General features: G+C 69.9%; 16 protein-coding genes. 6 read left to right on the top strand and 10 right to left on the bottom strand.

Annotated features, from left to right (window positions below):
- Positions 1-23 precede the first annotated feature (23 nt).
- Complete coding sequence (locus tag G361_RS43595) at positions 24-536, bottom strand: helix-turn-helix domain-containing protein (protein WP_019927705.1); 513 nt, start codon at positions 534-536, stop codon at positions 24-26.
- 95 nt (positions 537-631) lie between these two features.
- On the opposite strand from G361_RS43595, the gene G361_RS0113955 reads away from it, so the two are divergent.
- On the top strand, positions 632-2,047 hold the full coding sequence (locus G361_RS0113955) for an MFS transporter (protein WP_019927704.1): 1,416 nt from the start codon (positions 632-634) through the stop codon (positions 2,045-2,047).
- Positions 2,048-2,114: 67 nt separating this feature from the next.
- Here the strand turns inward: G361_RS0113955 and G361_RS0113950 are convergent, their stop codons facing one another.
- Positions 2,115-3,989, bottom strand: a complete 1,875-nt coding sequence (locus G361_RS0113950; RefSeq protein ID WP_019927703.1) for an MFS transporter — start codon at positions 3,987-3,989, stop codon at positions 2,115-2,117.
- Between the two features lie 114 nt (positions 3,990-4,103).
- Here G361_RS0113950 and G361_RS0113945 point away from each other — a divergent pair, with 114 nt between their 5' ends.
- Complete coding sequence (locus G361_RS0113945) at positions 4,104-4,862, top strand: enoyl-CoA hydratase (RefSeq protein WP_019927702.1); 759 nt, start codon at positions 4,104-4,106, stop codon at positions 4,860-4,862.
- 60 nt (positions 4,863-4,922) lie between these two features.
- Here G361_RS0113945 and G361_RS0113940 read toward each other — a convergent pair whose 3' ends face one another.
- Entirely contained in the window at positions 4,923-6,287 is a 1,365-nt protein-coding gene (locus tag G361_RS0113940) for a cytochrome P450 (RefSeq protein ID WP_019927701.1), read from the bottom strand.
- Positions 6,288-6,447: 160 nt separating this feature from the next.
- Positions 6,448-7,209 (bottom strand): carboxymuconolactone decarboxylase family protein, encoded by a 762-nt coding sequence (locus G361_RS0113935; RefSeq protein WP_036495063.1) that lies wholly within the window; start codon positions 7,207-7,209, stop codon positions 6,448-6,450.
- Positions 7,210-7,338: 129 nt separating this feature from the next.
- Here G361_RS0113935 and G361_RS0113930 point away from each other — a divergent pair, with 129 nt between their 5' ends.
- On the top strand, positions 7,339-8,007 hold the full coding sequence (locus G361_RS0113930; RefSeq protein WP_019927699.1) for a TetR/AcrR family transcriptional regulator: 669 nt from the start codon (positions 7,339-7,341) through the stop codon (positions 8,005-8,007).
- A 58-nt stretch (positions 8,008-8,065) separates the two neighbouring features.
- Here G361_RS0113930 and G361_RS43590 read toward each other — a convergent pair whose 3' ends face one another.
- The 6 genes from G361_RS43590 to G361_RS0113895 all read right to left on the bottom strand — a co-directional run bounded on the left by G361_RS43590 (position 8,066) and on the right by G361_RS0113895 (position 15,079).
- Entirely contained in the window at positions 8,066-8,935 is an 870-nt protein-coding gene (locus tag G361_RS43590) for an SDR family NAD(P)-dependent oxidoreductase (RefSeq protein WP_019927698.1), read from the bottom strand.
- 5 nt (positions 8,936-8,940) lie between these two features.
- The gene (locus G361_RS0113920; protein WP_026343011.1) at positions 8,941-9,846 is read right to left on the bottom strand and encodes an LLM class F420-dependent oxidoreductase; all 906 of its coding nucleotides are present in this window, start codon (positions 9,844-9,846) and stop codon (positions 8,941-8,943) included.
- A 158-nt stretch (positions 9,847-10,004) separates the two neighbouring features.
- Positions 10,005-11,225, bottom strand: coding sequence for an acyl-CoA dehydrogenase family protein (locus tag G361_RS0113915; protein WP_019927696.1), 1,221 nt, complete (start codon positions 11,223-11,225; stop codon positions 10,005-10,007).
- A gap of 79 nt (positions 11,226-11,304) precedes the next feature.
- The gene (locus G361_RS0113910; RefSeq protein ID WP_019927695.1) at positions 11,305-12,447 is read right to left on the bottom strand and encodes an acyl-CoA dehydrogenase family protein; all 1,143 of its coding nucleotides are present in this window, start codon (positions 12,445-12,447) and stop codon (positions 11,305-11,307) included.
- A 103-nt stretch (positions 12,448-12,550) separates the two neighbouring features.
- Positions 12,551-14,308 (bottom strand): TetR/AcrR family transcriptional regulator, encoded by a 1,758-nt coding sequence (locus G361_RS50945; protein WP_019927694.1) that lies wholly within the window; start codon positions 14,306-14,308, stop codon positions 12,551-12,553.
- Positions 14,309-14,434: 126 nt separating this feature from the next.
- Complete coding sequence (locus G361_RS0113895) at positions 14,435-15,079, bottom strand: TetR/AcrR family transcriptional regulator (RefSeq protein ID WP_369797896.1); 645 nt, start codon at positions 15,077-15,079, stop codon at positions 14,435-14,437.
- A gap of 94 nt (positions 15,080-15,173) precedes the next feature.
- Here G361_RS0113895 and G361_RS0113890 point away from each other — a divergent pair, with 94 nt between their 5' ends.
- The 3 genes from G361_RS0113890 (at position 15,174) to G361_RS0113880 (ending at position 17,658) form a co-directional block, all read left to right on the top strand.
- Positions 15,174-16,007, top strand: coding sequence for a TauD/TfdA family dioxygenase (locus G361_RS0113890; protein WP_019927692.1), 834 nt, complete (start codon positions 15,174-15,176; stop codon positions 16,005-16,007).
- Positions 16,008-16,156: 149 nt separating this feature from the next.
- Entirely contained in the window at positions 16,157-17,470 is a 1,314-nt protein-coding gene (locus tag G361_RS0113885) for a cytochrome P450 (RefSeq protein ID WP_019927691.1), read from the top strand.
- Positions 17,470-17,658: a ferredoxin gene (locus tag G361_RS0113880; protein WP_019927690.1), complete on the top strand. Its 189-nt coding sequence runs from the start codon at positions 17,470-17,472 to the stop codon at positions 17,656-17,658. Before G361_RS0113885 ends, G361_RS0113880 begins: the two co-directional genes overlap by 1 nt.
- Positions 17,659-17,840 lie beyond the last annotated feature (182 nt).

Genomic DNA, 17,840 nt, shown 5'->3' with positions numbered 1-17,840 from the left:
ACGCACTGTGGCAAGATGTCGACTCAGTGCGACGGATCCGGTCCGGGCCAGGCGGGATTGTTCCGGTGCCAGTGCGGATCGTTCGCGTGCGGGGTGACCGTCGTGTGATCGATGTCGACCTCGCACCGCGGGCACCGGGTGGACACGGTGATCGGGGTGCCGCACTCGTGCTCGAAGACCACCGGGGGTTCCTCGGCCAGCCAGCGATCGCCCCACAGCCGTAGCGCGGTCAGCACCGGTTGCAGATCGCGACCGGCGGTGGTGAGGCGGTATTCGAAGCGTGGCGGATGTTCGCTGTACTGCGTGCGGTACAGGATTCCCGCCGATTCCAGGGCCCGCAGCCGGGCCGTGAGGATGTCCCGGGGCGCGCCGGTGCCCGCCGCGATCGTGCCGAACCGGCGGTTGCCCAGGCTGATCTCCCGGATCGCCAGCAGCGCCCAGCGCTCGCCGACGATCGACAGTGCCGTCGCGATCGAACAGGGCCGGCCCGGCAGTTCGGCGGCCGAGTGCCGTGCGGGGGTGGTTTCCACGGCCATACCTCCTAGGTTGTCATATCCAACCGACTCGCTTAGCCTCATGTGAGTTTGATTTCCAAACTTACAGGATCGGCGTGCGACGGCGAGGTGGCGGTGTGAGCGAACTGGCGAGTGAACCGGTGACACAACGGGATTCGGTGGATCGGCCGCCGGGCCGCGCCTTCGGCGTGGTCTTCCTGCTGGTCGCCGCGGGTATCGCGATGTCGAATCTGGACCAGTTCATCGTCAACGTGGCGTTGCCGCAGATCGGGGACCGGCTCGGGCACGAGTCGCTGAGCTCGGTGTCGTGGGTGCTCAACGCCTACGCGGTGCTGTTCGGCGCGCTGCTGGTACCGGCCGGGAATCTGGCCGACCGCTTCGGGGCGCGCGGGGTCTACCTGTGCGGGATCGCCGGATTCACGGTGGCCTCGCTGGCCTGCGCGCTGGCGCCGAACGTCTGGCTGCTGGTGGCGTTCCGGGCGGTACAGGCGGTGGGGGCGGCGGCGATGGTCCCGGCCTCGCTGGGTGTGCTGCTGGCGGCCACCCCGGCGGAGAAGCGGCTGACCGCGATCCGGGGCTGGACCGCGATCAGCGGCGCCGCGGCGGCGCTGGGTCCGGCGCTGGGCGGCGTGCTCACCGAGGCCGGGTGGCGCTGGGTCTTCCTGATCAACGTCCCGATCGGGCTGGTCGTGCTGGCCGCCGGTCCGGCGCTGCTGCCGAAGGCGCCGGCGCGCACGGGCACCCGCTTGCCCGATCTGCCGGGCGCCGCGCTGGTCACCGCGGCGATCGGCCTGCTGTCGCTGGCGGTGGTGAAGGGTTCGGACTGGGGCTGGACGTCGGCGGCGGTGCTGGGCAGTCTGCTGGCCTGTGCCGCACTGCTGGCCCTGTTCCTCGCCTGGTGCGCGCGGGCGGCCGCGCCGGTACTTCCGTTGTCGCTGTTGCGGATTCGGCCCTTCGCCGCGGCGTCGCTGGCGAATCTGCTGTTCGCGGTGCCGTTCGCGGCGATGCTGTTGTCGAGTGTGCTGTGGGCCGAGACGGTCTGGCACTGGTCGGCCATGCGCACCGGCCTCGCGGTCGCACCCGGGCCGCTGATGGTGCCGCTGCTGGCCGCCGAGGGCGGGCCGCTGGTGACCCGCTTCGGCCCGGCCCGGGTGACCGCGGCCGGTTGCGTGATCTTCGCGGCCGGTATCGGCTGGTGGATCGCCACCATGCGCGCGGCAGCCGACTATCCCGTCGCCATGCTGCCCGGCATGCTGCTCACCGGTATCGGCGTGGGGCTGACCCTGCCGACCCTGATCGGCGCGGCGGTCACCGCGGTACCGCCGGACCGCTTCGCCACCGGGTCCGCGGTGGTGTCGATGGCCCGCCAGGTCGGCGCGGTGCTCGGCGTCGCGGGGCTGGTCGCGATCCTCGCCCGCGCCGGTGATCCGGAACATGTGTTCCGGCAGGGCTGGTGGCTGATTGTGGCCACCACGCTGCTGACCGCGGTGGTCTATCTGGTGGTCGCGCGCAGGCCGGCGGCGGTTCGGTAGCGGTCGAGTTCGGTAGCGCGCCGGGTCGGTGCGGGTGACACCGACCCGGCGCGCTTCGCGGTTCCGGCTACTGCTCGCCGGTTCGCGGGTGGGCCTGTGCGAGGTTGCCGCCGTTGCCCGCGGGTCCGGGCCCGGCGGTGTGGCCGTTGGTGAGAGCCGGTCCGGGAGTGGGGGTTTCGGCGAGCGGGGCGGCGGCGGGGACGAGGTCCTCGGCCTCCGGCCGGGCCCGGCCGTCACCGGCGAACCAGGAGGCGACCGCGCCGACGAGCATCATCACCGCGGCGGCCAGGAACACCACCACCAGGCCGGAGTGGAACGGGCCGGAGATCAGGTGGGGGAAGAACTGCTGGCCGGTGAGTACGTCGCCGTGGACGCCGGGCTGGTCCAATGCGCCGGTGGGCCCGAGCAATTCCTTGATCGGGTTGTAGCCGAGGAAGGCCGCGAACAGGCTGCCCACCGGTGGCAGATTCGCCACCTGATCGGCGATGTGGGCCGGGACGCCCTGATCGCGCAGGCCGGTGCCGAGGGTGCCGGGCAGCGTCCGGGACAGGCCGACGATCATGAGCGAGAAGAAGACTCCGATCGAGATGGCCAGGCCGCTGTTGAGGATCGTGCCGCGCACACCCGAGGCCGCACCGCGTTGCGCGGCGGGCACACTCGACATCACGACCGCGGTGTTCGGCGAGGAGAACATGCCCATCCCGAATCCGGCGCCGAACAGGATCAGTACGAACCAGAGATATTGGAAATCCACGGGTATCGCGATCAGCAGCACGAAACCCACTGCGGTGACCAGGAATCCGCCGGTCGCGAGCCAGCGCGCGCCGTAACGGTCGGACAGCCAGCCCGACAGCGGTCCGGCGGCGAGGAATCCGACCGTCGTCGGCAGCATGTAGATACCGGCCCACAGCGGAGTGGACTCGAAACTGAAGCCGTGCAGGGGCAGCCAGATGCCCTGCAACCAGATCACCACCATGAACTGCAATCCGCCGCGGCCCACCGAGGACATCAGACCGGCGAGGTTGGACAGGGCGAAGGCCCGGTTGCGCAGCAGCGCCAGCTGGAACATCGGCTGGGCCACTCGGGTTTCCACCACGCAGAACACGACCAGCAGCGCGAGGCCGCCGATGATGCCCGCCAGCACCCACGGGTTGGTCCAGCCGGTGGTGGAACCGCCGTAGGGCTGGATACCGTAGGTGATGCCGGTGAGCAGGGCGGTCAGGCCCAGTGCGAAGGTGACGATGCCGGGCAGGTCCAGCGAGCCCGGTGTGCGGCGGCCGATCTCGTGCAGTGAGCGGTAGGACCAGATCGTGCCGATCACGCCGAACGGCACGCTGACCCAGAACACCGCGCGCCAATCCCATTCCGCCAGTGCGCCACCCACGACCAGGCCGAGGAACTGCCCGGCGATCGAGGCGACCTGGTTGATGCCCAGCGCCATCCCGCGCTGTTCGGCCGGGAAGGCGTCGGTGAGGATCGCCGCCGCGTTGGCCATCAGCATGGCGCCGCCGATGCCCTGGATGACGCGCCAGGTGATCAGCCAGATCGCGCCGCCGCCGTGCTGGAACGGGTCGAACGAGGTGGCGATCGCGGCGATCGTGAATGCCACGAAACCGTAGTTGTAGATGCGGACCCGGCCGTACATGTCGCCGAGGCGGCCGAACATCACCACCAGCACCGCCGAGGCGAGCATGAAGCCCATCAACAACCAGAGCAGATAGCTGACGTTGCCGGGGGCCAGGGGATTCAGGTCGATGCCGCGGAAGATGGCCGGCAGCGAGATGATGACGATCGACGAGTTGATCGTGACCACCAGCATGCCGAGCGTGGTGTTCGACAGCACCACCCATTTGTAGTTCGGATGCTCGCGCCCGACCCGGAACCGGCCGCGCGGGCCGGAATCCCCGAGATCCGGACGGGAGTCGGTGCGGGAGTCTGACATCGTTGCGCCTCCTAGGGGGACGGAGCGCCGACCCGGTCCAAAATAGTTGCTTAGCGCATACTAACTACAGTGTGGCCCTCCGCACAGCGCAAGTGCGCTGCCTAGGATCGGGGTATGGACGAGATCCTCGTGGAGCACCGGGACCGGGTCGCTGTGGTGACCGTGCACGCCCCGGACCGCCGAAATGCGTTGACGCTGGACCTGTCCGCCGAGCTCGCGGCCGCCGTCGCGGCCGCGGAACGAGACGTTTCGGTACACGCGCTCGTGGTCACCGGCACGCCGCCCGCCTTCTGCGCCGGCGCCGACCTGACCGCGCTGGGCGAGGCCCGGGAACAGGGCCTGCGGGCCATCTACGCCGGATTCCTCGCGGTCGCGCAGTGCGCGCTGCCGACGGTCGCGGCGGTCGGTGGCGCGGCCGTCGGCGCCGGGCTCAATCTGGCGCTGGCCGCCGACGTCCGGATCGCCGGTCCGCGTGCCCGTTTCGACGCGCGCTTCCTGCGGCTGGGCATCCATCCCGGTGGCGGGATGACCTGGATGTTGCAGGCGCTGGTGGGTCCGCAGCGCGCCGCGGCGATGACGCTGTTCGGCGAGATCCTCGGCGCCGAGGCGGCAATCGCTGCCGGGCTGGCACATCGTGTGGTCGACGGCGATCACGAGGCCCTGGTGTCCGCGGCGGTCGAGTTCGCGGCCGTCACCGCCGAGGCGCCGCGCGACCTGCTGATCACCACCAAGCGCTCGATGCGCACCACCCGGACCCTGGCCACCCACGCCGAGGCGGTCGACATCGAGATCGTGCCGCAGCTGGCCTCGATCGACTCACCGGAATTCGCCGCCCGCCTGAACGCGACGAAGGGCCGGATCACCTCGAAGTGATCCGGCCCCTCGGGCGGGCGCCGCGCCGGCCACGACTCCGGCCGGCGCCCGGCGGGACGGTCAGATCTGGGCCTGGTCCTTGCGGACCGTCACCGGCTCGGCCAGCCGCTGCTCGTCGCAGACCAGCTGCAACTTCTCCAGGGTCTCCTCCAGTCCGGCGCCGAGGCGGGCGCCGGGGGTGAAGGTGGCGGGCAGGTTCCGCATGCCCTGGATGACGCCGATGGTCTCGTAGTGCACCGCACCCTCGGGATCGCAGCGGAAGTCCGGCATCCGATCCAGCACCGCGGTGAGCATGCGCTTGAACACGGTGCGCGCCACATTGGATCCGATGCAGCGGTGCACACCGAGGCCGAAGCTGTAGTGGCGGTTGCCTTTCCGATCCAGCACGATCTGCTCCGGATCCCGGAACAGGTCCGGGTCGCGGTTGGCCATCGCCCACGACAACCACAGCCGCTCACCCTCTTTGAGGGTCATGCCGTCGAGTTCGAGGTCGGCGGCGAGCGTGCGGCCGTCGCCGGGGGCGGGGGTGTAATAGCGCAGGAATTCCTCGGTCGCGGAGTCGAGCAGCAGTTCCCGTTCCCGGCTGAGGATTTCGCGATCCTCGGGATGCTGGGACAGCCACTCCAGCGAATGCGCGGTCAGCGCGGTGGTGGTGTCGAAGCCACCGCCGATGATCAGGGCGAGATTGCCGAGGATCTCCACGTCCGGCAGCGGTTCGCCGGCGATGCGCGCCTGGATCAGCGCGTTGATCATGCCGGGACGCGAATCCTCCTTGATCTCGGCCATGTTCAGGGCCAGATCGGTGTACTCGGCCATCAGCAGTTCGACGACGCGGGGCATGTCCGGCGAATGCGGGGGCGTGTAGACCGAGGCGTGCGCGGGCTCGTTGTAGATGGTCCACTTCTTCAGCGGGATGCCCATCATCGCCAGAGTCAGCACGGCGGGAACGATATTCGCCAGATCGTCGACGAAATCGATACTGCCGCTCTCGATCTTCTCGTCGAGGCAGGCGCGCACCACCTCGTCGACGAACGGGATCCAGCGGGTCACCGCCGCCGGCGACAGGTACGGATTCAGCAGCTGGCGGTACTCGCGGTGCTCGGGCTCGTCCATCTCGAGGATCCCGCCGCGGGCGTGCTGCGTGCTCCGGTCCGGGGGCGGGATCGAGATGCCCCGGTAGCCACGGCGCTCGCCGAACAGGTCGTTGTCGTTGGAGATGTGCGGCGACCGGGCGAGGGTGAACACCTCCCGGTTGCCCGCGGCCACCCAGTGGCCGCCGTAGGTGTCCGACCAGGCCAGTGGACACCCGGAGTGCATCTCCTCGGTGATCTCCTGGAACCGGTGGCGATATTCTGCGGTGTGCCGATCGAAGTGATAGCGCTTCGGTTTCTCAGCATCATCGGTGACGGCCGTCTCGTCGCTCATCGACGGGTGTCCTCCTCTCGAGTCGTGCGGCTTCCCGACGTGATGAGAACCACACTTGCTCAAATGAGAACGCTACTCTCGCCCCAGCTCCCCCGGAGCGTTTTCGGTTTCCTCGATCAACCGAATTCGCTCGGCGGTGGCCACCGCCTCCGGCGCCGCCCTACACCGGCGCCTTCGCGCGGGCCAGGTCCGCGGCGTCCTGGAGCGCCTGGCCCTTGGCGAAGCCGTAGTAGGCCGAGAACTGCAGGACGATCTCGTCGAGTTCCACCGGGGTGACGTCGCCGGACTCCACCGCCGAGGTGACGTGCGCGCGCAGCGGCATCGGCGAATCGTCCAGGGCCACCGCGGGAATCGTGATGAGCCGGCGGTCGCGGCGGGTCAGGCCCGGACGCTGCCAGACGTGCCCGAACACGAAGTTCAGGATGCCGGCGTGCTGGTACGGGGTGTTCGCCGGCGGTGCGGAGATCAGGTTCACCTCCGCGAACTCCTTCGCGCCCAGCTCCATTCGCCGCTCCCAGTCGTCCGGGCCGAGTTCGGCGTTGTCGATGCGCGGCCACGGCGGGGCCGTCTCGCCGCGCTCGGTGTGCAGACGGGCCCACTGCGCGCGGACCTCACCCTCCAGATGCGAGGCCTTCGGCCAGCCGCAGTAGACCGCGAAATGCAGCACGAACTCCAGCATTTCCGGCAGGGTGATATCGCCGCTGCGCAGGGCGGCGTAGACGTGATCGGCGATCGGCTGCGGCGAATCCGCGGCCGCGACGCAGGTGAGCGTGACCCAGCGCCGCTCCCGGCGGGACAGGCCGGGCCGCGACCATACCTGCCCGAAGACGAATTCGAAGGTCGCCGCCTCGAAGGGGGTCGCCGGCTCGGGCGGCTCGATGGTCATGACCTCGCGATAGATCTGCTGGGCACGGTCCGGCACGGTTCGCTCCTTCGTTGCGCTGCGGCTGTCCGTCACCACCTTAAGACAGTTGTCTTTACGAATCCAGGGTCTCTTTCGCGACCCTGTTAGGATGCTTCCCGGTATCAGGCGGCCCGCAGAGGAGGGGAGATGGCGCTGCTTCCGGCCCGGGAGGCGATCATCGTCACGGCCGAACGGCTCTACGCCCGGCACGGGATCGAGGGAGTCTCCCTGCGGCAGATCGGCGCCGCCGCCGGAAATGCCAACAATTCCGCGGTGCAATACCATTTCGGCTCCAAGGATCAACTGATCCAGGCGATATTCGAATATCGCGAGCCCCGGCTGCGGCAGCGCCGCGCGGAATTGACCGCCGAACGCCGCCCGGCCGATCTGGCCACCCGCATCGAATGTCATGTGCGGCCCATCCTGGAACAGGGCGCCGAGGCGGGCAGCAATTACCTGAGTTTCATCGCGATGCTCCAGCAGCACGGCCACCGCGACGTCTTCGACCGCGTCTCCACCCAATACCGCGACGAGAACGAGAAATTCCGGAACCGCGTCCGCGCCGACCTGCCCGACCTCCCCGAACCCCTGCGCACCCACCGCATCGCCCAGGCCCTGTCCTTCGCCGTCCACGCCGCCGCGCTCAACGAACAGGCCGCCGCGGCGGGCCGCACGGTCCTGCCCTTCGAGGTCCACGTCCGCGACGTCCTGGACGGCCTCGTCGGCTTCCTCACCGCCCCCGCATCCCCGGCCGCCCTCGCCGCCATCGCCGACCTCGACGTCCACGACAGCCTGTCCTGGCCCCTACCGCACTGAGCCGCCGAACGGTTCAGGAGGTCGCCCGCCGCGGCAGCGCCACGAGACGGGCTCGTCCTCAGTGCTCGCCGCGGATCAGGTGCAGGGGAGCGTGGTTGGCCCAGCCGTCGCCGGGCCAGTTGAACCAGCCGGCGGAGGCGTAGGTGCCGCCGTCGGGGTGGAGGGTGGTGCCGGTCAGGTAGGTCGACAGGCGGGAGGCCAGGAACACCACGCAGTTCGAGATGTCGGTGACCTGGCCGGGGCGGGCCATCGGGATGGCCACCGCGACGCCCTCCGGGTCGTACATCGCCCGATCGCTGGAGTGGCCGTTGCCGCCGGCCATCTTGTCCATGTTCGGGGTGGGCACGAAATCCGGTGCCACGTTGTTGATCCGGATGTTGTCGGGGGCGACCTCGACGGCCAGGGTGCGCGAGAACTGTTCCACCGCGGCCTTGGCCGCGGAGTAGACCGCGTAACCCGGTGCGGCGCGGTGTGCTTCGATCGTCGTGATGTTGACGATGCTGCCGCCGCGGCCGCCGGCGCGCATCCGCGGCACGGCCAGTGCGCACGCCTGGAACACGTGCAGCAGGTTGATCCGCAGCAGGGCGTTCCACGCGTTCGGGCTGGTGTCGGTGAACGACGCCCGGAAGGTGCCGCCCACCACGTTCACCAGTGTGTCCAGCCGGCCCCAGCGCTCGTCGACCGCGGTGAACAGGCCGGTCAGGGTGTCCGGATCGCGGACGTCGCCCTGGATCAGCAGGGCGTCGTGGCCGTCCTCGGCGAGGCGGGCCCGCAGCTGCTCGATCGCCTCGCCGTCGATGTCGAGGACCGCGGTGCGGACCCCGTTGGCGGCCAGATCCGTGACGATCGCCTGACCGAGACCGCCTGCGCCGCCGGTGATCACGGCGACGGTGCCGTCGAGCCCGCCGCGCTCCTCGAACCATCCCATCGCCGTCAGCCCCGCAGGTAGGCGGCGCCGAAGCCCTCGATGAAATCGAAGGTCGCGGAAGCCTCGCTGGTGCGGCTGGACACCGTGATCCAGTCGATGCCGATCTTCTCCAGATGCCCGAACACCTCACGGTGCCGGTCCGCGTCCGCGGTCGGGTTCAGGATGCTGGTGTCGTTGTAGGAGTAGACCACGTCGATATGTTCGGTGCGCCCGGCTTCCCTTGCGGCGGAACGGATATCGGCGATCTTCCCGGCCAGCTCGTCGAAGTCGCCGAGTTCCGGGGTGCGCGCGGTGGAGTTCAGTTCGCCGCCGCCGCTCATCGGGATCCAGCCCTGCGCGCGCTGGCCGACCCGGCGCTGGGTCAGCTTCGAGTTGCCGCCGATCCAGATCGGGATGGGGCTCTGCACCGGCCGCGGCCGGGCCACCACGTCGCGGGCGCTGAAGTGCCGGCCCTGGTAGCTGAACGGCTCACCGCTCCAGTGCAGGGGCAGGACGTCGAGGGTCTCCTCGAACAGCGCGTTGCGTTCGTCGAAATCGACTCCCAGCGCGTGGAATTCGCTCTTCTGGTACCCGGTGCCGATGCCGACGATCGCGCGGCCACCGGACAGCTTGTCCAGTGTCGCAGCCGATTTCGCGAGCAGGAACGGGTTGCGGTAGGGGGCGACGGCCAGATAGGTGAGCAGCTTCAGCCGCTCGGTCGCGGCGGCCACGAAGCCCAGCGACACGAACGGGTCGAGGGTCTGATGTCCGCCGGAGGCCAGCCAGCGTGCACCCGGGATCGGATGCTCACTGAGCGAGAAGCCGTCGAATCCGGAGCGTTCCACCGTGACCGCCACGTCGCGCAGCGGACCGGCATCCAGTACGTCGCCCTCGTACCCGGCCGTCTCGGGGTAATGGAAGAAGAAACGCATCGTCACCTCATTGCTCGATGCCGGGGCCGCGCCGGTCCGGTGGGCGGGCGTCACGCCTGGGCGAGAACGTTGTTTAGCCTCTATTGCATCTACCATTCTTTCGAATGGAGAACAAGCCTCTCGCCGCCGCGTGGTGCGGCGAGAGGCCGGTCGGCCGGCTAGCGGCCGTGTTTGACCTGGTTGAACGGCACGCCGCGGTCGGCGGCGAACTCGCGCGGCATACCCAGCAGCCGCTCGCTGATCACATTGCGCGACATCTCGGCGCTACCGCCGGCCAGGCTCCAGGAATTGCGGAACAGATAGTCGATGCCCAGCTGGCGGCCGGTGCCGTCGGGTGCGGCGGTGGCCGCCGAGGCGCCCGCGATCCGGATCGCCTTGTCGATCTGGAACTGCGCGTTCTCCGCGCTGAACAGCCGCACGATCGAGCTGGCCGGTGGCGGCAGCTCACCGCTGGCCAGCTGCCGCGACACCCGCGCGACCAGCTGGTCCCGAACCCGGAACATCGCCCGCGCCTCGCCGATGTCCTCCCGCACCGAGGGGTCGTCGAGCCGGCCCACCGAGCGGGCCAGTTCGACCAGTTCGCTGAGGTCGACCGACAGCCGCGGCCGGGAACCGCTCATGTACGGCGAGGTGCCGCCCATCGCGGACCGTTCGTGGAACAGCAGCCGTGACGCCGCCGCCCAGCCGCCGTTCACCTCGCCGAGCACGGAGTCGGCGGGCAGCCGCACGTCGTCGAAGAATTCCTGGCAGAACTCGGTGCTGCCGGTGACCTGCTTGATCCGCTGGATGGTGACCCCGGGTGCGTGGACCGGCACCAGGAACAGGGTGAGGCCCTCGTGCTTCGGCGCGTCCCAGTTGGTGCGGGCCAGGCAGATCCCGTAGTCGGCGGCGTAGGCGCCGGAGCTCCAGATCTTGGAGCCGTTGAGTACCCATTCGTCGCCGTCGCGGTCGGCGCGGGTGGTGAGCCCGGCCAGATCGGAGCCGCCGCGCGGTTCGGACAGGAACTGCACGAGCAGTTGGTCGCCGCGCAGGACGCCGGTGAGGTGTTTGTGTTTCTGGTCCTCGGTGCCGAGGTCGAGGATCGTCGGCGCGCAGATCGATAGCGTCGGGATGTTGAACACCAACGGCATCTCGTATTCGAAGGATTCCTCGGTGAACGCCCGCTGGTGTGCGGTGGTCAGTCCCTGGCCGCCGTACTCCTTCGGATAACAGATGCCCGCGAAGCCGCCGTCGAAGAGGATGCGCTGCAGTTGCCGGGAGCGGTCCCAGACGTCGTCGTTCTCGGGGCCGGAGTAGCGGCCGGTCGCGGCGGGCAGGTTGTCCTTCAGCCAGCGGCGGGCGCGGTCGCGGAACTCCTCGACGGATTCCAGTTCGGTCATGCCGGCACACCGGCCTTTCTCGATCGGCGGGAATGTGGTTGCGGCGCAGCGGTTCCGGCGCGCCGGTGGCGAATGCGCATCAGGCCGCGGTGATCAGGTCGGTGATGCGGCGGCGGTGTTCCTCCGGGGTGCCGTACAGGGCCCGGCCCAGGGTGACCCGGCGCAGGTACAGGTGCAGGTCGTGCTCCCAGGTGACACCGATGCCGCCGTGGATCTGCACGCAGTCCTGCACGATCACCGGCGCCTTCGCGCTCACATAGGATTTCGCGACGCTGACCACCTCGGCGGCGCCGGTCGGATCGTCGTCGTGGGTCTCGGCCGCCGCGGCGGCGGTGGCGCGGGAGGCCTCCAGCCAGGTCTTGTTGTCGGCCATCCGATGCTTCAGCGCCTGGTAGGACGCCAGCGGGCGGCCGAAGGTGTAGCGGTCGAACATCCAGCCGACGGTGGCGTCGAAGGCGCGGTCGGTGGCGCCGACGGTCTCCGCGGCGGTCAGGATCGCCGCCACCTGGATCTCGGCCTCCAGCGCGGCCGCGGCGGCGGCGCCGGTGTGCACCACCGCGTCGGCGGGGACCGCGACCTCCTCGAAGCGCACCTCGCCGGTGCGGCGCACCAGATCCAGGGTCCAGGTCGGCGTCACGGTCACACCCGCCGCGTCGGCGGGCACGAGTACCTGCACCGGCCCGTCCGGACCCGTCGCGGTCACCAGGAACAGGTCGGCCTGTCCGGCCGCCTCCACCCGATCCTTCAGCCCGCTGAGCCGATAGCCGTCGCCGTCGGCGGTCAGCCGGGTGCCGATATCCGGCACCGTCGCGCCGACGGGGAATTCGAGCCCGTGGCCCGGTTCGTAGACCGCCCACACCGCGATCCGCTCCCCGGCGACGACCTCGCCGGTCACCTCCGCGAACCGCTCGCCGCCGGCGGCGAGCCCGGCCAGGACGGCGCTGGTGGTGATCAGCGGTCCCGGCGCGCAGCTGCGGCCCAATTCCTCGGCGACCAGCGACAGTTCCGTCAACGGCCGCCCCGAGACGGATCCGCCGCCCCACTGCTCCGGCACCAGCATCGCCGTCCAGCCCAGTTCGACGGCCCGCCGCCACCAGCCGCGGTCGAATCCGGCCTCGGTCTCCCCGGCGGCGCGTACCGCCGTGATCGACATGGTGTCGGCGAGAAATTCCCGCGTGGTCGACTGGAACAACCGCTGGTCCGCGGTCAGCTCGAAAGTCATGATTGTCCGGCCCTCCGGAAGACGCCCTGAGCAAATGCCCAAACAAAGATGGCTCATGTCTAACACCCGTCCGCCGACCCGGTCAAGACGGCCGGTGTGGTGATCAGGCGGGGGAGCGGCGGAGCGGATCGGCGAGCAGTGCGGTGAAGTAGGTGATCGTGTCGCTGTGGCCGGCGGTGATACCGAGCATCTGCTCGGACACCAGCAGGCGGGTGACGGCGGCCAGGATGAAGCCCAGCACGGGCGGCGACATGGTGGCCGGGCGCAGGCCGTGCGGTAGCAGGCGGCCCAGGGCGGTGCGCTGGTTCTCGCGCGAGATCTCGGTGTAGAGCGCCACCTCGGAGCGGATCTCCTTGCGGTGGTTGGCCAGTGCCATGAACTCCAGTACCAGGGCGGTGTCGCGATTGGTGTTGTGCAGATCCCACATCGACCGTGCCCGGCCGGCGTCGAGGGCATGGCGCTCCCGGTCCAGGTGACGCTGGGCGCCGCGGCGGAACACCGCCAGGAACAGGTCGTCCATGGTGGGGAAGTAGTAGTGCACGAGTGCGGGTTTCACGCCCGCCACGGCGGCGACGCGGCGCGAGGTCGCCGCCGCGTACCCCTCGGTGACCATCACCTGGGCGGTGGCGTTGAGCAGTTGGTCGCGGGCACTCGGCTCACCGCTCCCGTTGCGGCGGCGCGGCATCGGATCGATGTCCGGCGGAAGGGATTGTGCCGGTGCGCCGGTCGTGGCCCGGAGCGAGGCGGCCTGGTCCGCGGCGGTGCCGACGGTCCCGGTCGGCGGCTGGGCTGTCCCTGCGGAAGTCGAGTGGCCGGAGCCGTTGCCCGTGGTTCCGGCCGGTGAAAGTGTGCTCGCCCCAGCGGAAGCCGATGGGGGCGGGACGGCAGCGGGCTGGGTCGGGTTCTCCGACAAGGAATCTGCCGTGGCGACGGTGAATGCCGAAGCCGCAGCGGGGGATACGGCGTCGGCGGCCGTCGAGGCCGCGGCCGTGGATGCGGCCGGCGCGCTGTATGTCTCGGCCGACGCAGCTCCCGGTGTGGCGAGCTGGGCCGATGCGCCGGCCTGGGCCGGTGTGGCGAGCTGGGCCGACGCGCCGGCCTGGACCGATGTGCCGAGCTGAACCGATTCGGCCGCCTGGGCCGATGCGGCGGCCTGGACGGGTGTGCCGACCCGGGCCGATGCGGCGGCCGACGCCGGGACGGCGAAGGACCGCAGGCCGCGGACGAACAGTGCGACCGCGCTCCCGATGGTCCGTTCCGCGTCGGCGGCGCCGGGACGGGGATGGCCGAAGACCGTGGACCAGGCGGGGGCGGTGACCATGGCCAGGAAGTGGTCGGCCAGCAGGTCCGGGTCGTCGGCGACGATCGTGCCGGTGCGGGCGTGGTGGCGCAGCAGTTCCGCGACCGGATTCGGCGACGGCCACGCCGTGGCCTGCCGCGCCAGGTCCGGATGCCGTTCCGCCTGGGCCGCCGCGATCCGGCGGAGTTTGATCAGATCGGGGTGTACGGCCCGATCCCACGCGGCGGTGGCGATCTCGGTCAGGGCGGTGGTGAGATCGCCGGAGGCGGTGTAGGCGGGGGCCGGTCGGTCGGCGCGCTGCACCGCCCACTCCAGCACCGAGCGGAACATCGCCTCCTTGCTCGGGAATCGCGTGTACAGCGACGCCTTGGTGGTGCCGGCCGCGCGGGCGATCGCGTCCATCGAGGTGCCGTCGTAACCCTGATCCAGGAACAGTTGCAACGCCGCCCGGCGCAGCGTCCGGTCCAGCTCGGTGGCCTGGGCGCGTGTCGGCCGTCCACCGCGCCGGGTGCGGGAATCGGCGTTGTCGCCCGAGGCGGGAGAGGTGCGGCTCGGCGTCATGCGGTGCAGTCTGCCAGGTCGGGGCGCGGGGAGAAACTAGACCTCGTCGTATAGTTTCGAATCCGGACGCCGGGCTCGCCGGTGCTGAGCGGTTGCTAAAAAATGAGCTGAGCGGATGCCAGGCCCTCAGCCGGCGGCCGGGTGATCCGCGGCGGCGGCCTCGAACCGGTCCAGATGGGATTCGACGAAGGCGAGCATCTCCGCGTGCCCGCGATGGATGCCCAGCGCGCTCTCGGTGGCCAGCGCCCCGGACAGGCTCGCGATCAGCAGCGATATCACCACCGGCGGGAATTCACCCAGGTCCAGGCCGCGTTCGCGGGCGATGAAGGTCAGGGCCGTCACCTGGATCTCCCGGAACCGATCGGTGTACGCGGCGAGTTCGGCGCGGATCGCGGGCCGCTGATTGGCCAGGGCCATGAACTCCAGTTGCAGCCGGGTGCCGTGCGGTTCGCGGCTGAGATCCCACAGCGCGCGCAGCGGGCGATCGGAGAAGATCGCCCGGCGCTGCAACTCCACGTACGCCTCGGCGCCGCGCCGGAACACCGCGAGGTACAGATCGTCCATGGTCGGGAAGTAGTAGTGCACCAGCGGCGGCTTCACCCCGGCGACGGCCGCGATGCGGCGGGAGGTGGCCGCCGCGCTGCCCTCCTCGCGCATGATCTTCGCCGTCGCGTCGAGGATCGCCAGCCGGGTGGCGGAATCCTCGGCCCCGACGCGCCGCGTGGCGCGCGCGGCCCCGGATCGGTGGCCTCTTGACCTCTCTTCACTCACGGTGTTAAGCATAAGCACGCCAATTGTTTGAGCACCAGTTCAGCACCCGAGGAGTGACGCGCTCCCGGGGGCTGCCGGATCGAAGGGGTCGGCCGTGACCGTCACCACCACCGAAATCAGCGACCACATCGGGCTCGAGGTCACCGGGATGACCGGCGCGGACCTCGTCGGCGCGACCGCGGCCGAGCAGCTGCGCACCGCGCTGGACCGCTACGGCGTCATCGTCTATCGCGAGGCGCACATCACCGACGCCGACCTGGTCTCGCTCAGCCGCCGTCTCGGCGAGGTGGTGGTGGCGCCCTTCGGCGGCGAGAAGGAGTTCCCGGAGGTGCAGGCGGTCACCCGCGACCCGTCCAAGAGCGTGCTGGCCGCCTACCGCGAGGGCACCTTCTTCTGGCACATCGACGGTGCGACCGACGCGGTGCCGCAGCAGGCCACGCTGCTGACCGCGAAGGTGGTCGCCGACGACGGCGGCGATACCGAATTCGCCAACACGTTCGCCGCCTACGAGGCGCTGTCCGAGGCCGAGCGGGCCGAGATCGACGGCCTGCAGGTCGTGCACAGCTTCGCGCATTCGCAGGAACTGGCCAATCCCGACCCCACGCCCAAGCAGCGCGCCGCCTGGGACCGGGTGCCCACCCGGGTGCATCCGTTGGTGTGGACCCGGGCCAACGGCCGCCGGTCGCTGCTGATCGGCGCGACCGCGGCGTCGATCGTCGGCTGGTCCGAGGAGGACGGCCGCGCGCTGCTGGACCGGCTGGTGGAATGGTCCTCGCAGCCGCGGTTCGCGCTGCGCCACCAGTGGAAGGCGGGCGATCTCGTGGTCTGGGACAACACCGGCATGCTGCACCGCGCGCAGCCGTACGATGCCGGATCGAGCCGGTTGATGCACCGCACCACCCTGGTCGGCGAGGAAGCCGTGGCCTGACCGCGACCGTCCCGAGGTTGACGCCTCCGGCCGCAACTGTGAGAATCGGCACGTCTTATATTGAGAGTGGCATTCTCGCTCGGAGGCCAACAAGAAGGCATCGCGGGCAGAACGGCAATATCGCCGGCCGCGGTGTGAAAGGGAGTCGAGTGACGGACGACATCGAGTCGCTGAACTATTTCACCGACAGCGGACTGGTCACGGATCCGTACCCGTATCTCGACGCGTTGCGCTCCCGGTGCCCGGTCACCCGGGAGCCGCATCACAACGTCGCCATGGTGACGGGCTACGACGAGGCGCTCGAGGTGCTCAACGACGTGGAGCGCTTCTCGTCGTGCATCTCGGTGACCGGCCCCTTCCCGGGCCTGCCGGTGCCGGTCGAGGGCCGGGACGACGTCGACGAGATCATCGCGCAGTATCGGGACGGCCTGCCGCTGTCCGATCAGCTGCCCTGCCTCGATCCGCCGGTGCACACCGACCATCGGGCGCTGCTCATGCGGCTGATCACCCCGAAACGGTTGAAGGAGAACGAGGACGCGATGTGGTCGCTGGCCGACCGCGTCCTCGACACCTTCCTGGTGCCCGACGCGAACGGCGTCGTATCCGGCGACGTCATCGCCGACTTCATCGGCCCGTTCACCCTCTACGTGATCGCCGACCTGCTGGGAGTGCCCGAGCCCGACCAGGAGGAGTTCCTCCACGCGTTGCAGCGCGGCGGCCACGAGGGTGGCGGCGGCCTCGGCAGCACCGAGGGCGAGCAGATGGCGCACAACCCGATCGAGTTCCTCTACGGCAAGTTCTCCGCCTACGTCGAGGACCGTCGTCGCGAGCCGACCGGCGACGTGCTGACCAGCATGGCCACCGCGACCTTCCCGGACGGCTCGGAACCGACGGTGCTGGATGTGGTCCGGGTCGCGGTGAACCTGTTCTCGGCCGGTCAGGAGACCACGGTCCGGTTGGTGAGCAACGCGCTGAAGCTGCTCGCCGACGATCCGGAGCTGGAGACCTGGCTGCGCGGGGATCGCAGCCGGATCGGCAACTTCCTGGAGGAGGTGCTGCGCACCGAGAGCCCGGTCAAGGGCGACTTCCGGTTGTCGAAGGTGCCGACCACGGTCGGCGGCGTGGATCTGCCGTCCGGGACCACCGTGATGGTGAGCAACGGCGCCGCCAACCGCGACCCGCGCAAATTCGAGGATCCGACCCGGTTCGACCCGGCCCGCTCGAATGCCCGCTCGCACATCGCCTTCGGCCGCGGCCCGCACACCTGCCCGGGCGCCCCGCTGGCGCGCGCCGAGGCCCGGGTGGCGCTCGAGCGAATCCTCGATCGCACCACCGGCCTCCGCATCGTCGAGTCGGTCCACGGCCCGGCCGGTGCGCGGCGGTTCGATTATCTGCCGACGTTCATCCTGCGCGGCCTGATGTCCTTGCACATGGAATTCGATCTGGTGGAGGTGCCGGCCTGATGAAGGCTTCCGTTGATTGGGATCGCTGCCGTGGACACGGTGTGTGCACGACGATCTGCCCCGATGTGTTCGTACTGAGTGCCGACGGGTACGCCGAGGTGCCGAATCCGGCCGTGCCGGCGGAGCTCGAGGCGGCGGCGCGCAATGCCGCCGACGCCTGCCCGGAGCGGGCGATCGACCTGAGCTGAGTACGCGCGAGCCGCTGCGGTACCGAGCGAGACTGCTTGTACCGCAGTGGCTTTCGTGTGTTCCGAGCCGGACGGCCGGACCCGTCCGGCGCCCGGGTGAACTTGCCCGTTTCGCTCCGCCGCATCGCGCGCGGTGGGAGCATCGTTCAGGTGGGCAAGAATAAAGTTCTCTTCGTTGTACA

It is taken from the genome of Nocardia sp. BMG111209 (genome assembly GCF_000381925.1).
Taxonomy (GTDB): Bacteria; Actinomycetota; Actinomycetes; order Mycobacteriales; family Mycobacteriaceae; genus Nocardia.
This window is presented reverse-complemented; position numbering and strand designations above follow the sequence as displayed.